A 16,395-nucleotide genomic window follows, 5' to 3' on the forward strand; every position below is an offset into this window, starting at 1 on the left:
CCTACCAGGTGCGGCGAAGCGTTGCGGTAATCTCGCGGCCAGGATTATAGAAATCCGCGCCGAAGCCGCCATAGGCAACATATTTCTTGTCAAACAGATTGCTGACATTGACCTGCAGCGCCGAGTTATCGAGAAACTCATAGGTGAATGCAGCATCGAATACGACATTGCCGCTTGTGCCGGATGTATTGGCTGGCGTGAAGTAATAGGCGCCGATATAGCGACCACCGATACCGAATGTCATGTCGCCGCGACGCCCGCTGCCCTCAAGTTTGTAGTTTGCCCACAGCGAGGCAAGGTGCTTTGAAACGAACTGCGGGCGGTTGCCTTCATTGCCGCTCGTGCCGTTCTCCACGATCTCCGGGTCCATATAGGAATAGGCTGCGATCAGATTGATATTGCTGGTCAACTCCGCCTTGGCTTCCAGATCGATGCCGCGAACGCGAACCTCGCCGATCGTGGATGGCTGAAGCGTGATGGGATCGGTAACCGAGATATTGTTCTTGGTCAGGTCATAAACCGACGCTGTGAACAAGGCCGGAAACGCTGACGGCTGGTATTTTACGCCGACTTCGATCTGTTCGCCGCGCTCGGGATCAATGCCGATGGCGGGAGGGGCGATCGATTCCGCATAGCTCGTATAGACCGCCCATTCATCGGTCACCCGATAGGTCAGACCGAACCGGCTCGTGAACTCGCTAAGGTCCCCGTCCGCAGTCGTGTTCTTGAGATTGTTCGTCTGCGACAGATCAAGCCAGTCATTGCGCAGGCCAACGCTGGCGATCAGCTTTTCTGCGAATGTCAGATCCTGCTGGAAATAGATCGCCTTGGTTTTCTGCTTGGTCGACGTGCTGCCGATAAGAGGCAGATTGACCGGAGCGCCTGTAAAGACCGGGTTGGTCCAGTCGATGCCCGGAGCCGGCCCCCAGAGCGTCCTGTTGGTGGCCGAATAATTATTGTACTCGATGCCCGCCATCGTCCGGCTTTCGAACCGATCGAAGTTCGTCTCATATTTCAGGTTCGCGTCACCGACAAAATTCTCGGCTGAAGCTTCGTTCCCGAAGAAATCGCGTTTGGCGATTGTGGAACCATCGGTTGGCGTAGCCGAAATGTAGGCATAGCCGAAATCGGTGTCCTGGTTGCTGTAACGCCCGTTCGCGCTCAGGCTCAGGCCATTGCCGAAATCATGGTCGAACATGGCACTGACGGTATTTCTGTCGGTGCCGCGATAGTTGAAATCAGGCTCGCCGAAAAAGCGGCTTCTGTTGAAATCGGTGCCGACCGGATGACCACCGCTTCCAGGCACGCCATTGCGGTAAAGGTGATCGAAGATCACCGTCAGATTGGTTGCATCGCTCGGACGCCATGTCAGCCCGCCCATGATGAACTTTTCATCGTCGCGCGAATAATCATATTCGGCGTCAGAATCCTTGAACTTACCGGTGAGGCGGTAGGACAGCGTGTCATCGCCGGTCAGGTTATCGCCGAAATCGAAGCCAACTTCCTTGTGATTGAAGGAGCCGCCGGTGACATAGGCTTCGCCAAAGCGCTCGCGCTTCGGGCGCTTGGTCACATAATTGACCAGACCACCGGGATCGGAAACACCGAAAGCCGTGGAACTGGCGCCTTTCAGAACTTCGATCCTTTCAAATGCATAGGGTTCTTCCCGTATGCCGCCAAAGGGACGGCCAAGGGACAGCCCGTCGCGATAGGTATTGGCGTCGAAGCCGCGGATCTGGAAAAAATCGAACCGGTCGTCTGACCCGTAGAAATTGGTGGAAACACCAGCCGTATATTGCAACACCTGCTCGACGGTCTGCGCGTTGCGCTCCTGCATTTCCTTGGCAGTGATCACCGATACGGAGGCTGCCGTATCCATAATGTCCGTCGCCATCTTGCCGCCACCGGTGGTTCTTGTTGCGACAATCGACTTTGAATCGTCGTCGCTTCCGCCGGAACCATCGACCGTGATGGTCTTGAGCACTGTGGGCGCTTCCGTCGTCGCTGCCTGCTGCGCAGAAGCCAGACCCGGCATCGATACAAAAAGCGCCGTGCATCCCAGAAGAATTGCTCTGCGATAGCGGACCCGGTTGGTTTTCTTCGTCTCGGCGGTCTTTGAAATAGTCATGGTCAGGTCCGATATGCGGTTTGCGGCGGTCGTTTTTTGCCGACGACGTTTCAAATCGTGGAGACATCGACCAGCGCTTCGACCAACGGCCAGATAAGCCCGGCAATCGATAGGATGAAGAAACTGAAACTGTCCCCGTACCGCCACTAACTTGAGAATCTTTGTCCAGTATTGTAGAAAACTGCTTTTTTGTAGGAAATCACGGTTAATTCGCATCAGCTTTATCAAGGTACGTGCTTCGGCCTTGACGCAATGGGTTTAACTTGAGAGTGAAAGGCCACTTTACATATAAGGAGAATGCGCCGGATGACGTGGTCCATTCGCTCTCTATTTTTCGTGGCTCTGTCCTGCATTGCAATCATCATGCCGCACGCTGCGCAGGCTGGTGAAAAAACTGCCTATCCGATTGTCATCAAACATGCTTTTGGAACAACAACGATAGAGAAGAAACCTGAGCGGATCGTCACTGTTGCCTGGGCGAACCATGAAGTTCCCCTTGCGCTCGGCGTGCTACCGGTCGGCTTTGCGAGAGCCAATTTCGGCGATGACGACAATGATGGTCTTTTGCCATGGGTAGCCGCAAGGTTGAAGGAACTCGGTGCCGATGCGCCTGTGCTCTTCGATGAAGGCGACGGAATCGATTTCGAGGCAGTTGCCGAAACACGACCCGATGTCATACTTGCATCCTATTCCGGCCTGAGCCAATCCGACTACCAGACACTCAGCCAGATCGCCCCTGTGGTCGCCTATCCTGAAGCAGCTTGGTCTACCGACTGGCGCGATATGATCCGCCTCAACAGCGCAGGCATGGGGATGGCGGAAGAAGGCGAAGCACTGATCGCAAAGATCGAAGGCGAGATTTCCGAGACGGTCAGCCAGTATCCGCACCTGAAGGGCAAGTCGGCCATGTTCGTCACGCATCTCGACACGACGGACCTGAGTACGATCAATTTCTACACCACCAATGACACGCGAGTGAAGTTCTTCAAGGATCTTGGCCTGGACTCGCCCAAGAGCGTTGTCGATGCCTCCAAACCGGGCCAGTTCTCCGGTTCCATCAGCGCCGAACGCGTCGACGTGTTCGATGATGTCGACATCGTCGTGACCTATGGCAGTCAGGAATTGCTGGATGCCATGAGGCGCAATCCGCTTCTCGCCAGAATGCCGGTCGTCGAAAACAATGCGGCGGTCATGCTGGGCAGAAATCCGCTTGGAACAGCGGCCAATCCGACGCCGCTTTCGATTTCCTGGGTGCTGAAGGACTATGTAGCCCTTCTTGCCGGTGCGGCCGATAAAACGAAATGACCTTCGCCTACCACACCCGGCATTCGAGCCAGCCGATCAGCACATATCGGTCCAGCAGAACCAAAACAGGCTGGCTTGGCACGGTTGTTTTTCTTCTCCTGGTCCTCTGCGTTCTGTCCGTGTCGCTCGGCACACGCGAAGTTCCCTGGTCGGATATTGTTGCAGCGCTGCGCGGCCATCTGGACACGGTCGGGCAAGCTGCGGTCGCCATGCGCATTCCGCGCACGCTGCTGGCTCTTCTCGCCGGAGCGGCACTCGGGCTGGCAGGCGCGATCATGCAAGGCATCACCCGTAATCCGTTGGCGGACCCCGGCATTCTTGGCGTCAATATGGGTGCCTCGCTCGCTGTCGTCATCGCGGTCGCCTGGTTCGGCATCGTCTCCGCACCTGCCTATATCTGGACAGCCATATTCGGCTCCGGTGGAGCCGCCATCTTCGTCTATACGGTCGGATCGCTTGGTCGCGGCGGCGCGACGCCGCTCAAGCTTGCCCTTGCAGGTGCGGCCACATCCGTCGCATTTTCCTCGCTGGTTATTGCCGTCGTTCTGCCGCGCAACGACATTGCCGGTGGCATCCGCGCCTGGCAGATCGGCGGTGTCGGCGGTGCGACCTTCGACCGGCTCAACTATGTGCTGCCGTTTCTTGCTGTCGGCTTCGTCATCAGTCTTTTGTCAGCCCGCAAACTGAACTCACTCGCACTCGGCGATGAACTTGCCGCCGGATTGGGAGAAAAAGTCGCCGTCGCACGCGCCGTCGCGGCGCTCGGCGCAATCCTGTTGTGCGGCGCAACGACCGCTATCTGCGGCCCCATCGGATTTGTCGGACTGGTCGTACCACATCTCTGTCGCCTGCTGGTCGGGGTTGACCACCGCTGGCTGTTACCGTTCTCGGCGCTCAGCGGAGCTTGTCTCCTGCTTGCCGCCGATATTGTCGGGCGGCTCATTGCCCGCCCTGCCGAACTGGATGTCGGGATCGTCACCGCCCTGATCGGTGCGCCATTCTTCATCTGGATCGTCAGGCGCCAACGGGTTCGCGAGTTATGACAATACTGCTTCCCACCGCCGATCTGATCGCCCGAAACCGCCGCAGCCGCGCCCGCAAGCGCAATCTTGTCATCGGTCTTCTTCTGGCCATTCTCGTCACCTTCTTCCTCATCACCTTGATGATGGGACAATCATTCACCCCGCCAAAAGATGTCGTCCGGGTGCTTCTGGGCGAAGACGTTCAGGGAGCAAGCTTCACGGTCGGCAGGCTGCGCCTGCCGCGCGCCATTCTGTCGGTGCTGGCCGGGCTGAGCTTTGGCCTCGGCGGTGTCGCATTCCAGCTCATGCTCCGCAATTCGCTGGCAAGCCCTGATATTATCGGCATCAGTTCAGGCGCAAGCGCTGCCGCCGTTTTTGCAATCGTCGTGCTCTCGATGAGCGGGCCCATTGTCTCCGTTTTCGCCGTTGTCGCCGGGCTTGCCGTAGCGCTGGCCGTCTATGGCCTTTCCTTCAGGAACGGGATTGCCGGAACCCGGCTTATCCTGGTTGGCATCGGTGTTTCGGCGATGCTCGAAAGCTTCATCGCCTATATTCTTTCAACGGCTCCCGCCTGGAGCCTGCAGGAAGCCATGCGCTGGCTGACCGGCAGCGTCAATGGCGCAAGGCTGGATCAGATGTTTCCGCTTCTGGTCGCTCTGATCGTCTTCGGCGGGCTGCTTTTGAGCCGGTCGCGCGATCTCGAAGCGTTGCGGCTTGGCGACGACAGTGCGGCAGCACTGGGAACCCATGTCGGGCGGACCCGGATCGTCATCATCATCGCCGCCGTGGGCATGATAGCCTTTGCCACGGCGGTCGCCGGACCCATTGCATTCGTCGCCTTTCTGTCGGGCCCGATTGCAGCGCGCATCATCGGCAATAACGGTTCCCTGCTCATCCCATCTGCTCTCGTCGGAGCCATACTTGTTCTCGCTGGCGATTATTGCGGACAATTCCTGCTGCCGGGCCGTTATCCGGTCGGCGTTGTCACAGGGGCTCTGGGCGCTCCCTATTTCATCTATCTCATCATACGCGCCAACCGCAGCGGGGCATCCCTATGACCAATCACACTCTCAGCGTGTGTCAATTGACCACCGGCTATGGCGACAGGCTTGTGCTGAACGGTCTCGATCTTGAGATACCGTCTGGCAAGGTGACCGCAATTGTCGGGGCGAATGCCTGCGGAAAGTCTACACTTCTGCGAACGATGTCGCGGCTTCTGACGCCGCGCCACGGGCAGGTTCTGCTGGACAGCAAATCGATCCACACGCTTCCATCCCGGCAACTGGCACAGAAGCTCGGCCTGCTGCCGCAATCGCCAATAGCACCAGAAGGCATATTGGTCGCCGATCTCGTCAGCCGGGGACGAAACCCCTATCACGGCGTTTTCTCGCAATGGACGCGGGCAGACGACGAAGCAATCGCGGCGGCACTCGAAGCAACCAAGACAACCGAACTGGCCGACAGACCGGTCGATGAGCTTTCAGGCGGCCAGCGTCAGCGTGTGTGGATCGCCATGGCGCTGGCGCAGCAGACCGATATTCTCCTGCTGGACGAACCCACGACTTTTCTGGATATCAGCCATCAGGTCGAAGTGCTGGATTTGCTCACCGATCTTAATCGGGAGCGGGGAACCACAATCGTCATGGTCTTGCATGATCTCAATCTTGCCGCCCGCTATGCCGATTTTCTGGTCGCAATGGCCGACGGACGGCTGCATATAACCGGGACACCCGACGCGGTGCTGACAGAACAGAACGTCCGTGATGTCTTTCATCTGGAAAGTCGCATCATGACCGACCCGACCTCCGGCCGCCCCATCATGCTGCCATTGGGAAGGCATCGCCTCCGGCAAGATCATCTTGAGGTCCGGTTCGAAACTTCAGATGGGTAATCGCCTGCGCTGCAACAACCCTTTTGCAGACTTCTCCAACTCGCCGATTTTATAGCGCCACGATCCGATGATCGTGGCATTTTCGTTCTGGCACCGTCACACCACAGCACCTTGTTCGGTGCATCCATAATTATCTATAATAATTTAGCTTGAGTCGGCCATATCCATGCGGATAATCTATATTTCATAGATTCTTTCTATTTTTATAGATAAAATGGAGAAAGCATGCTGAATACGGTGAAACTGACCACTGAAAGCGCTAAAAAAACGGCGTCCAAACCGGATGACGGTGCATGGACGCTCGCAAGCGCCCGCCTGCTTTACGATCTACCGTTCAATGATCTTCTTTTCGAAGCACAGAGCATGCACCGCGCCAACTTCGACCCGAACCGCGTACAGCTCAGCAAGCTGCTCAACATCAAGACGGGCGGCTGCCCCGAAGATTGCGGCTATTGCAGTCAGTCGGCACATCATGCCTCGGGCCTGAAAGCCTCAAAACTGATGAGTCTTGATACGGTTCTTGAAGAAGCGCAGAAGGCAAAGGATAGCGGCGCAACCCGTTATTGCATGGGTGCAGCCTGGCGCAGCCCGAAGCCACGCGACGAACCGGCCATTGTGGAAATGGTCAAACAGGTGAAGGCGCTCGGTCTGGAAACCTGCATGACGCTCGGCATGCTGAACCCGGATCAGGCGCAGACCTTTGCGGAAGCGGGCCTCGATTATTACAACCACAATATCGATACGTCGGAGCGGTTTTACCCGCAGGTCATCACAACACGCAGTTTCGATGACCGGCTGGAAACGCTTGCCCATGTCCGGGATGCCGGAATCAAGGTTTGCAGCGGCGGTATTCTCGGCCTTGGAGAAACCGAGGACGATCGCATCGATATGCTGGTGACGCTGGCTAATCTGCCGACGCCTCCGGAAAGCGTGCCGATCAATATGCTAATCCCCATGCCCGGATCCCGCCTAGAAAAAGCCTCCCCCGTGGATCCCATCGCCTTCATTCGGATCATCGCGCTTGCCCGCCTGATGATGCCGCAATCGCATGTGCGCCTGACAGCCGGACGCAATTCGATGAGTGATGAAATGCAGGCTCTCTGCTTCTTCGCAGGCGCAAACTCGATCTTTATCGGCGACACGCTGCTCACCGCCGCCAATCCGGGCGAAGATCGCGACACAAGCCTCATGCGGCGGCTCGGTCTGACTGCGTATGCACTGGACACCCATGCATGAACACTGCCCCATTGGCCCGTTACGCCGCGAAGTTGAAGAACTTGCAGCGACGCGGACATCTGCGCACGCTTTCCGATAACAGAGGCGCGGATTTCAGTTCGAACGACTATCTGGGCCTTGCCGCCTCGCCGTCGATCCGCAGGGCATTGATTGACGCGCTGGAATACGGCCTTGCCAGCGGAGCTGGCGGTTCAAGGCTGTTACGCGGCAATCACCCCGAACACGCGCTTCTGGAAGCCGAGGCCGCCGCCTGTTTTCGTGCGCCATCAATGCTTTATTTCAGCACTGGTTATGCTGCAAATCTTGCGGTTCTCTCAACCTTGCCGCAACGCGGCGACCTGATCGCATATGACGGGCTGATCCACGCCAGCGCACATGAGGGGATGCGGGCCGGAAAAGCCGAAACTGTGTCCATCCCGCATAACGATGCGGATGCATTCGACAGAACCATCAGCACATGGCGCGAAAAGGGAGGAAGCGGCACCCCATGGATTGTGGTGGAAAGCCTCTATTCGATGGATGGCGACTGCGCACCCCTATCCGACCTCATTGAAATCGCTGACCGGCATGATGCCTTTCTCTTCATCGATGAAGCCCACGCGACCGGCGTACATGGACCGGATGGGCGCGGCTTCACTGCAGGGCTGAAAGACCGGCAGAATGTGATTATGCTTCACACCTGCGGCAAGGCCATGGGCAGTGCGGGTGGACTGGTTGGAGCCGATCCGGTCCTGCGCGATTTTCTCGTCAACCGCGCGAGGCCCTTCATCTATTCGACCGCGCCCTCACCCTTGCAGGTATCCGCAACACGGCTGGCGCTGCGAACCATGGCGACAGAAGACCATCGGCGGCACGAATTGCACCGACTTATCGCATTCGCCAATGCGTGCTTCGCCGAGCGCTTCGGCAGACCCGGCAGCGGTACGCAGATATTGCCGCTCATCATCGGCGATGCCGACCGCACCTTGCGTATCGCACGTCGCATGCAGGCCGATGGCTTCGACATACGCGCGATCCGCCCGCCCACAGTGCCTACCGGTACGGCGCGCCTGCGCATCACCATCACGGTTAACGTCGATGAACCCACGATAGCGCGCATGTTCGAACATCTTGCGCTCGTCATGGCCGAGGAAATGATATGAACCGCACTTTCGTCGTTACCGGCACCGATACGGGTATCGGCAAGACCGTCTTTTCCGCAGCCCTCGCGGATGCGCTCGATGCCTGTTACTGGAAGCCGATCCAGTCAGGACTGGACGAGGCGACCGACAGCGAAACCGTGGCCGGACTCGCCGGGCTTTCGCAGCAAAGGATTGTCCCCGAAGCCTGGCGCCTAAAAACACCGGCTTCGCCGCATCTTGCGGCACAGATCGATGGGGTCGAGATCGATCCGGATGCGCTGGAAGTGCCGTCGGTCGATGTTCCTCTGGTGATCGAAGGCGCCGGCGGATTGCATGTACCGCTAACGCGCCGCACGACATTTATCGATGTTTTTGCGCGCTGGCATCAGCCGGTCATCCTCTGCGCAAGAACCGGCCTCGGAACCATCAACCATACATTGCTTTCGCTCGAGGCATTGCACCGGCGCAATATTCCCGTACTCGGCATCGCCTTCATCGGTGAGCCGCAACCCGACACCGAAGAGATCATCCCGGAGCTCGGCGGCGTGCGCAGGCTGGGCCGGTTGCCGCACCTTGCGAAACTTGATCAGAACACGCTTCGCCACGCCTTTCACGAACATTTCGACCTGAATGTCTTCAATGAGGCTTCCAAATGACCGGCCATCCGTCACCTGTCTGGCATCCCTTCACCCAGCACGCCACCGAACCGGCTTTCCGCAGGATCGTCAAAACGGATGGCGCCTACCTGCAGGATGAATCCGGTCGGTCGGTGCTGGACGCCATATCGTCATGGTGGGTGATTACCCATGGGCACCGTCACCCGAAGATCATGACGGCGATCCGCGATGCGCTGGAACGCTTCGACCAGATTATTTTTGCCGAGTTCACCCACGAACCGGCGGAAAGGCTGGCGCATGATCTGGTCAGGCTTGCCCCGCAAGGCCTTGCTCACGTCTTCTATTCCGACAGCGGTTCCACCGCAGTCGAGGTCGCGATCAAGATGGCGCTCGGCTTTCATCACAACAGAAACGAACCGCGCTCGCGCATTGTGGTGATGGAGCATAGTTATCACGGCGATACGATTGGTACCATGTCCACTGGTGCGCGCGGCGTGTTCAATGCAGCTTATGAACCTCTGCTGTTTCACGTCGACACCATCCCGTTTCCATCTGCGGGACAGGAGCAGCAAACCCTCGACGCGCTGGAGCGGTTCTGCCGCAGCGGTACGGTTGCCGCCCTGTTGATTGAGCCGCTGGTGCTGGGGGCGGGCGGAATGAAAATCTATTCTGCGCATCTGTTGGCAGAGTTCCAGCGGATTACCCAGCGTTACGGGACGCTTCTGATCGCCGACGAAGTGATGACGGGATGGGGACGCACCGGCACCCTGTTCGCCTGCGAGCAGGCATCCATCAAACCGGACATTCTATGCCTTTCCAAAGGCATTACAGGCGGCGCTCTTCCTCTGGCTGCAACCCTCAGTACTGCAGAAATCTTCGAGGCACATTTCTCGAAGGATCGCAGTCGCACATTCTTTCATTCCAGCTCCTATACGGCCAATCCGATAGCTTGCGCGGCGGCATGCGCCAATATTGAAATCTGGCAAACGGAACCGGTCGAGAACCGTATCGAGACACTGGCGCGATGGCATTCGGAAAGGCTTGCACGCTTTCAGGGCGACCCTCGTTTCACCAATCTGCGCCAGCAGGGCACGATTGCCGCCCTCGACCTCGCCGTCGAGCAGACCGGATATCTTTCTAATGCGGGACCGAAAATGAAAGCCTTCTTCCGTGAACGGGGTGTGCTTCTGCGTCCGCTCGGCAATGTGATCTATCTGATGCCGCCCTATTGCGTGACGCCTGCCGATCTGGACCTTGCCTATGACGCAATCGATGCGGTAGCCGACATGATCGGGACGGCGGCACGATGAACATTGGAAGCCGAATGGCGGGTTTCGGTCACTATGCGCCGGAACGCCGGGTTGAAAATGCCGAACTGGAACAGCGGCTCGGACTGGAAGCCGGCTGGATCGAAAAGCGCACCGGCATCCGGGAACGACGCTGGGCGGCACCAGATGAAACGCTGACCGATATGGCAATGAAGGCCGGAACAATGGCGCTCGACGATTCCGGCCTGCCGCCCAACTCCGTGGCGCTCGTCATTCTTGCCACATCGACACCCGATCATCTTCTGCCGCCGTCCGCTCCGCTGCTTGCTCATAAGATTGGCCTGGAAAACTGTGGCGGCATCGATCTGGCAGGCGCGTGTTCGGGATTCCTCTATGCGCTTGTGCTGGCCGACGGCTTTGTCAAAAACTTCCGAAAACCGGTTCTGGTCGTAGCAGCCAATATACTGAGCCGTCGTATCAATATGGCGGAACGCAACACGGCAATTCTCTTTGCCGATGCCGCCGGGGCTGTTCTGCTGGCGCCGTCAGACAACCCGCATGAAGGGCTTGTTGGATCAGCACTTATATCCGATGGCGGAAGTTATGGCCTGATATCCATTCCGGACGGTGACACGCGAATGACCATGCCGGACGGAAAAGCGGTCTTCGCACAAGCCGTTCGCATGATGACGAACTGTGCAACAAATGCACTTGAACAAGCAAAGCTCACCGCCGCCGATGTGGATCGGTTCTTTCCCCATCAGGCAAATGCGCGGATAATCGACACAGTTTGCGACCGGCTGCATCTGCCTGCGTCCATAGCAGCCAGAACGATTGAAACCTTCGGTAATTCGTCGGCAGCCACGATTCCGCTGTCGCTGTCTCTGGCATCGCGATCGCGCCCTTTCCAGCCCGGCGAACCACTGCTTTTAACGGCAGCGGGTGCCGGAATGCTTGCAGGAGCTGCAGTCTGGAGAATTGGCGACGGTTGAAACTCGATCACGCCTCGTGCTGGTTACGATATAGCTCGTAGGCAAATCGTGCGCGAACGCCGACATCGAGAAACGGCCTTGGCGGAACAGCCGACGGCGTTCCGAGGCTCAGCATGTCGGATATCAGTCCGTTATCCTCCCCCAGCGCCATTTCGGCAGCAAGCCTTCCGCTGATCGTGCCCTTGGCGACGCCAACCGCATTCTGGCAAACGGCACTCCAGACATTCGCTCCAACCTTCCCGAAACCCGGTGCGCCATTGCGAGATAGACAGATATAGCCGGTCCATGTGTGTTCGACATTGACGCCGTGGAGCATCGGGAACCGCTCGTCGAAAAGGCGCTGATGATCCTGACGGATCGAAGCGCGACGCATATCCGACTGGCGCATACCAGGACAGAAATGGATATTCTGCCGGATGAGAATGCGACGATCATTGGTATAACGCATCGTGATGCCTGCAAAGGCGTTGGCAGGTGTGGATCCCCATGATCCTATATTGCCGAGAACAGCTTGTTCCTTTTCAGTCAGGGGTCTGGTGAAACTGGCATGAGCCGCAAAGTTCAAAAGACGGCCCTTCCAAAAGCCAAAGCGCATCGCGAAGCCATTCACTGCTACAATCGCCTTCGGGGCGGTGACAGTTCCGTCAGCGGTTCGCAGAACGATCTTTGCACCGAAATCGGCCTCCAGCACCGGTGACAATTCATAGAGCGTCACATTTTCCGGCAAGGTGTCACCCAATCCGCGATTAAGCGCAGCCGGATTAATCAGAACCGTGCCTGGTGTATAGATCGAGGCGGCGAAATGCGGTGTACCGAGACGCTTGGTCGTTTCCTTGCCGTCCAGCCATTCATAAGGCTCCTTCAGCGTCTTCAGCATTTCCAGCGTCGGCTGTAAAATCTCTTCCGCGCCGCGCTCCGAGGAAGCTGTGTGATATTTGCCGTCTTCACTCCAGTCGCACTCAATACCATGCGTCTTAACGCTATATACCATGCGTCTTAACGCTATCGCGCAAGGAACCGATACCTGCGCGGGCTAACCTCAGATAAGCATGGCTTTTTGCAAGCTCTTCCAGAGACGACCCCACATTGTGCGGAAGATCGATGGCAAAGCCGGAATTTCGCCCTGACGATCCTTCACCAAGCTGTTGCCCATCCAGCACGACGATCTTCGCATCCGGCCGCAGCTCTGCAAGACGACGGGCAGCACCAAGCCCGGCAAACCCGGCGCCGATAACAGCGAAATCCGCGATGACATCGCCACGCAAGGACGGCTTTGGTGCGCGTGCCGGCAGAAGCGCGCTCCAGCCATTTGTCTTGTCATCCTGCGGCAGTAATCCGATCTTCTTCATGGTCTGCTTTCAAGCTGCTGCGCCCAATTGGACGGGTAAAGGCTGTAAAACACCAGCGCGTTTTCGGCGAAATAGGTAAGCTTTGTCCCGGAAGGCAGCCAGATCGTATCGAAACGGACCGCTTGCAGTGTCTCCCGCGCAGTTTCAATCGAGAGCTTTCCTTCAAGCACAAGGATGAGCTCGTCATACTGTACCTGCCAGGGAATACGCGCATTGTTGAAACGAGCAAAGCCGCCCGCAAGTTTGCTCCTATCCTCGACGCCAGCCACTTCAACGACATTCGCCATTTCAGGAAAGGCAAAGCGAGGCTGAAACTCCAAGGATGAAAACTGCATCACCCGGGGTGCTGTTTTAAAATCTTCCGCCAATGTTTTCTCACCCGCCAAGCCAGTAATTTTGCCTGAAACACGTACTGTAAAGTACATAAGTGTCCACAATATGCAATCATTTATGATCGCGGACGCAGATTCTTGCTTCTCGGTCTGCAGAAGAAGAAGCGCTTCGTCTTTCAGGTATGAAAAAAATAATTTATTATCAAATACTTATGAAAATTAACCGCCCTCTCCATTGCAAACCGCATCGGCGAAAAGACAATCATCCCTGTCTATAATTGGGGCATCAAGATATAATATCGCAATGATCTTCCTGACGACGCGCCGCCGCTTTTTCAAGGGCAGCCATGTCTTCTGGAGTCGGCTCTATCCCGGAAAAGGTTATGAGATAGTCCCTTACCCGATCCATTCGCATGGGAAGCGTCTCCTTCATCTGCAGCGTAAAGTGACCGATCTGCGTGAAGTAAAGCACTCTGGCACGCGTGCTCGCCTCATTTTCCAGATAGCCGAAGCGCGTAAACATGCGCGTGAGCGCCTCCATACGCTGGCGATCAGACTCATCCACAACCGAACGAATACGTGGCTCGTGACGCCCCCAGAAACGCACCGCAACATCGAGGTCAGGCTCGAAGAGATTGTCATCAATCCAGCATTCGAAAACATTGCAGACCGCCTTGTTAATCGTAGGCGCAGGCCGCATGGCGCGCTCGATAATTGGCCCGGTATTCTTGCTCAACCAGTGATCCAACAACTGATCCTGCAAGTCCTGAATGCTTTCGAAAAACCAGTAGAAGCTTGAGCGCGAAACACGAAGCTTCTTCGCCATCACCTGGATCTTGACCTGATCAATGCCTTCGCCGATCAAGGTCTCCTTGGCAAGATTAAGCCAATCTTCCTTGGTGGAGCGACCACCGCCAGCCTCTTCCTGCAATTCGACCTGCTTCATCGTTTTAATTCCCCGCCCAACGGTCGCGAGCCCCGAAATGAATTGGCAAGAACTCCAGACCCACAATGCATTCGATTTAACTCTATCAAAAGTGACGCCGTAAAATCATCATAGCGTATCAGACTTAATTCAGACCTAGCGTGAAAATAGACTTTCAGCCCAGGCCCGATTGCGTGACCAGAGTCAAATTCGCGCTGCTGTTTCGTTTATCGTACCCCGGATAATCCGTCCATACATAAATGTATGCACATTGATCACTTACAAGGTCGAGGATATATCGCCACACAACGTGAAGAAGCCTCGCTTTCGTTCTGCTAATTTATTGATATAATTGTATATACTCTTAATTCTATGATTATAGGAGCAATATTAGAAGACACCAAATTTAAAACAATAAAAGCAGATCACGACTTTTCACGAGTTTTGTACTGGACATAAGTGAACATGTATGTTTAGGTCTATCAACACCTATCAAGAAAATGGGAACGGCAGTCCCGCCAAAAGTCGAGCTCTCCAAAACCTGGCTTCGCATTTTCGCGCGGGCCTCGATGCGTGAGCTAGTGATCTGGTTTATTGCACGGGGGAGAGGGCAATGGGCAACAATTCTAATGATCATTCGCTGCTATCGAGCGGCTTTAGTCGGCGCAATTTTCTGAAAGCCTCAGTAACGACGGGCATCGGACTGACGTTCGGACAATGGCAAACCGGAGCAGCCTTGGCGGACGAAGCGCCCAAGCGAGGCGGGCATCTCAAGCTTGGACTAAGCGGCGGAGCGTCAACAGACTCTCTTGATTCTGCCACCTACATCAGTTCGTTTGCGCTTTGCCTTTCACGAAGCTGGGGGGACACGCTCGTCGAGACAGATCCGAAGACTGGCGGCGCCCTGCCCGGCCTTGCCGAAAGCTGGTCATCTTCGCCGGACTTCAAAATCTGGACGTTCAAAATCCGCAAGAACGTAAAGTTCCACGACGGCTCAACTTTGACAGCCGACGATGCCGCGCAGACCCTTCGTCGACATAGCGATGCAAAATCGCGCTCTGGCGCGCTGGGTTACCTCTCGGCATTGAGCAGTATCAGCGTCAAGAACGGCGACCTTATCCTCGAATTGAACGAACCGAATATCGACCTGCCGCTGATCCTCAACGCCTATCATCTCGTAGTCCAGCCCGGCGGCGGCATTGAAAACCCGGCGGCGGGCATCGGCACCGGTCCCTACAGGATCGCGAGCTTCCAGCCGGGCGTTCGCGTTCTTCTGGAGCGCAACAAGGACGACTGGCGTGATGATCGCGGTTTTGCCGACAGCGTCGAGCTACTGGTCATCAACGACGTAACTGCGCGGACAGCCGCCCTGACCTCGGGGCGTGTACATCTTATCAATCAATTGAGCCCGAAGACTGTCCCCCTGTTACAGCGCGTCCCGACCGTCGAAATTGTCCATGTGCCGGGGCGCGGTCATGTCACTTTTCCAATGCGCTGCGACACCGGGCCGTTTACCAATCCCGATCTGCGCCTTGCGATGAAATATGCCATTGACCGCGAGCAGATGCTGCGCACAGCGCTGGGTGGCTTCGGCACAATCGGCAATGATTTCCCGATCAACAATACCTATCCGAATTTCCCGTCCGACATCGAGCAGCGCGCCTACGACCCGGACAAGGCGGCTTTCCATTTCAAGAAAGCCAATTATGACGGCCCGATTGTGCTGCAGGCTTCAGACGCAGTTTTCGCCGGAGCCGTTGACGCAGCGCTTCTGCTACAGGCAAGCGCCAAAGCTGCTGGCATTCAGGTCGATGTCAAACGGGAACCTGAAGACGGCTACTGGACGAATATATGGCGCGTTGCTCCATTCTGCATGTCATACTATGGCAGCCGTCTCACGCAGGATCTGATGTATTCGACAGAAAACCTCTCGGATGCAGCAACGAATGAGACCTATTTCAAAAGCGCTCAACTTGACGGGATTCTGAAAAGCGCCCGCGCCGAAAAAGACGAAGGCAAGCGTAAGACGCTTTATCATGATGCTGCTGTGATCGTCCGCGACCAGGGTGGCTCGCTGATCCCTATCTTCAACAACTATATCAGCGCGAAGCTCAAGACCGTGAAGGGATATGTCGAAGATGTCGGCAATGACCTTTCAAACGGCTACGTCACCTCGCGGGTCTGGCTAGATTCCTGATCGCAATTGGAG

At 56.5% G+C, this 16,395-nt stretch carries 15 protein-coding genes; 10 read left to right on the forward strand and 5 right to left on the reverse strand.

The window, feature by feature from the left end; all coding sequences use genetic code 11:
- Position 1 precedes the first annotated feature (1 nt).
- Positions 2-2,128: a TonB-dependent siderophore receptor gene (locus ACYSN1_RS13725; protein ID WP_461726189.1), complete on the reverse strand. Its 2,127-nt coding sequence runs from the start codon at positions 2,126-2,128 to the stop codon at positions 2-4.
- Positions 2,129-2,434: 306 nt separating this feature from the next.
- On the opposite strand from ACYSN1_RS13725, the gene ACYSN1_RS13730 reads away from it, so the two are divergent.
- From ACYSN1_RS13730 to ACYSN1_RS13770, 9 genes are all read left to right on the forward strand, one after another.
- Positions 2,435-3,433 carry an iron-siderophore ABC transporter substrate-binding protein gene (locus ACYSN1_RS13730; RefSeq protein WP_461726190.1) on the forward strand — a complete coding sequence of 333 codons (999 nt, stop codon included), beginning with the start codon at positions 2,435-2,437 and terminating at the stop codon, positions 3,431-3,433.
- Positions 3,430-4,476, forward strand: a complete 1,047-nt coding sequence (locus ACYSN1_RS13735) for a FecCD family ABC transporter permease (protein WP_461726191.1) — start codon at positions 3,430-3,432, stop codon at positions 4,474-4,476. The genes ACYSN1_RS13730 and ACYSN1_RS13735 overlap by 4 nt, the downstream gene beginning before the upstream one ends.
- Positions 4,473-5,513, forward strand: a complete 1,041-nt coding sequence (locus ACYSN1_RS13740; RefSeq protein ID WP_461726192.1) for a FecCD family ABC transporter permease — start codon at positions 4,473-4,475, stop codon at positions 5,511-5,513. Before ACYSN1_RS13735 ends, ACYSN1_RS13740 begins: the two co-directional genes overlap by 4 nt.
- Positions 5,510-6,346, forward strand: coding sequence for an ABC transporter ATP-binding protein (locus ACYSN1_RS13745; protein WP_461726193.1), 837 nt, complete (start codon positions 5,510-5,512; stop codon positions 6,344-6,346). The genes ACYSN1_RS13740 and ACYSN1_RS13745 overlap by 4 nt, the downstream gene beginning before the upstream one ends.
- Positions 6,347-6,583: 237 nt before the next feature.
- Entirely contained in the window at positions 6,584-7,582 is a 999-nt protein-coding gene (gene bioB / locus ACYSN1_RS13750; RefSeq protein WP_461726298.1) for a biotin synthase BioB, read from the forward strand.
- Positions 7,579-8,724 carry an 8-amino-7-oxononanoate synthase gene (locus ACYSN1_RS13755; protein ID WP_461726194.1) on the forward strand — a complete coding sequence of 382 codons (1,146 nt, stop codon included), beginning with the start codon at positions 7,579-7,581 and terminating at the stop codon, positions 8,722-8,724. The genes bioB and ACYSN1_RS13755 overlap by 4 nt, the downstream gene beginning before the upstream one ends.
- Positions 8,721-9,359, forward strand: coding sequence for a dethiobiotin synthase (gene bioD, locus ACYSN1_RS13760; RefSeq protein WP_461726195.1), 639 nt, complete (start codon positions 8,721-8,723; stop codon positions 9,357-9,359). Before ACYSN1_RS13755 ends, bioD begins: the two co-directional genes overlap by 4 nt.
- The gene (locus ACYSN1_RS13765) at positions 9,356-10,630 is read left to right on the forward strand and encodes an adenosylmethionine--8-amino-7-oxononanoate transaminase (protein WP_461726196.1); all 1,275 of its coding nucleotides are present in this window, start codon (positions 9,356-9,358) and stop codon (positions 10,628-10,630) included. Before bioD ends, ACYSN1_RS13765 begins: the two co-directional genes overlap by 4 nt.
- Positions 10,627-11,580, forward strand: coding sequence for a beta-ketoacyl-ACP synthase III (locus ACYSN1_RS13770; protein WP_461726197.1), 954 nt, complete (start codon positions 10,627-10,629; stop codon positions 11,578-11,580). The genes ACYSN1_RS13765 and ACYSN1_RS13770 overlap by 4 nt, the downstream gene beginning before the upstream one ends.
- A 7-nt stretch (positions 11,581-11,587) precedes the next feature.
- On the opposite strand, the gene ACYSN1_RS13775 is transcribed toward ACYSN1_RS13770, so the two are convergent.
- From ACYSN1_RS13775 to ACYSN1_RS13790, 4 genes are all read right to left on the reverse strand, one after another.
- Positions 11,588-12,571 carry an NAD(P)/FAD-dependent oxidoreductase gene (locus tag ACYSN1_RS13775; protein WP_461726198.1) on the reverse strand — a complete coding sequence of 328 codons (984 nt, stop codon included), beginning with the start codon at positions 12,569-12,571 and terminating at the stop codon, positions 11,588-11,590.
- Positions 12,561-12,929: an FAD-dependent oxidoreductase gene (locus ACYSN1_RS13780; RefSeq protein WP_461726199.1), complete on the reverse strand. Its 369-nt coding sequence runs from the start codon at positions 12,927-12,929 to the stop codon at positions 12,561-12,563. The genes ACYSN1_RS13775 and ACYSN1_RS13780 overlap by 11 nt, the downstream gene beginning before the upstream one ends.
- Positions 12,926-13,249, reverse strand: a complete 324-nt coding sequence (locus ACYSN1_RS13785; protein WP_461726200.1) for a hypothetical protein — start codon at positions 13,247-13,249, stop codon at positions 12,926-12,928. Before ACYSN1_RS13785 ends, ACYSN1_RS13780 begins: the two co-directional genes overlap by 4 nt.
- 298 nt (positions 13,250-13,547) lie before the next feature.
- Complete coding sequence (locus ACYSN1_RS13790; protein WP_461726201.1) at positions 13,548-14,207, reverse strand: TetR/AcrR family transcriptional regulator; 660 nt, start codon at positions 14,205-14,207, stop codon at positions 13,548-13,550.
- 592 nt (positions 14,208-14,799) lie between these two features.
- On the opposite strand from ACYSN1_RS13790, the gene ACYSN1_RS13795 reads away from it, so the two are divergent.
- Positions 14,800-16,383: an ABC transporter substrate-binding protein gene (locus tag ACYSN1_RS13795; RefSeq protein ID WP_461726202.1), complete on the forward strand. Its 1,584-nt coding sequence runs from the start codon at positions 14,800-14,802 to the stop codon at positions 16,381-16,383.
- The last annotated feature ends 12 nt before the right edge of the window (positions 16,384-16,395 follow it).

Source organism: Brucella sp. LJL56 (genome assembly GCF_054871705.1).